At 57.0% G+C, this 816-nt stretch carries 1 protein-coding gene; it reads right to left on the bottom strand.

The features are described from left to right. Positions 1 to 271 precede the first annotated feature (271 nt). Positions 272 to 816: ABC transporter substrate-binding protein (locus tag NW837_RS11520; protein ID WP_414331648.1), on the bottom strand; the 545-nt coding region annotated here is incomplete at its 5' end.

The raw sequence follows: 816 nt of genomic DNA, 5'->3' as shown, positions 1-816 counted from the left end.
ATCCGTCTGGGGGTGCCGGTGTTGCTGGCGGTGTTGGGGGAGGTGATCACGCAGTGTTCTGGCATTCTCAATTAAACCGGAATGAAACATTTCCCTCTAGCCCCCTTCTCCCTCTGAGAGAAGGAATGGGGGTGAGGGCAGTGGCGCGGAGCGTTTAGGGGGTGTCTCAATCTAGTTTGAAATGACTATAGTTCCCCTCTCCCTTGGTGGAAGAGGGGCTGGGGGCGAGGGGGGATCCCTTGGGCTGAGAAGCGCCAAGGGTGGAAGTCCGTCAGGCAGTGTAGTAGGCAGTGCCTTTATTGACGAAGTCCAGCGTATAGGCAGCCCGGTAGTTGATGGTTGGCTCAAATACGCCGGCCACCGTCATGCTGTCGAAGAAGTCTTGCCAGCGTTTGTCGGTCATGGCGCCAATGCCTTTTTCCAGCGCATCGCCGGACAAGATGATGCCGTACTCCTGCAATTTCTCGAAGCTGTAGGCCAACTGGGCATCGGTCATCTCCGGGTTGTCCTGCTTGATCAAGCGATAGGCCGGACGGGGATCCTCCAAGAAGCTGTACCAGCCTTTGATAGAGGCATCCACGAATCGCTCCACCAAGTCGGGCTTGGTTTCCACCAGTTGGCGACGGGTTTCGATGGTGGTGGCATAGGGTTTGTAGCCCAAATCCGCCAGGAGGAAGACCACCGGCTCAAATCCCCCTTCCCGTTGGATGGCAAAAGGCTCGGATGTCAGATAGCCTTGCTGAGCTGAGCTGGGATCCGCCAAAAAGGGGCCGGGGTTGAAGTTGTAGGGACGAACCTGATCGTCGGTGAAGCCAA

Origin of the sequence: Synechococcus sp. R6-10, assembly GCF_047461815.1 — a bacterium.
Lineage (GTDB): Bacteria > Cyanobacteriota > Cyanobacteriia > Thermostichales > Thermostichaceae > Thermostichus.
Note: the sequence above shows the minus strand (reverse complement) of the source record. Positions and strands in the feature narration are given on the sequence as shown.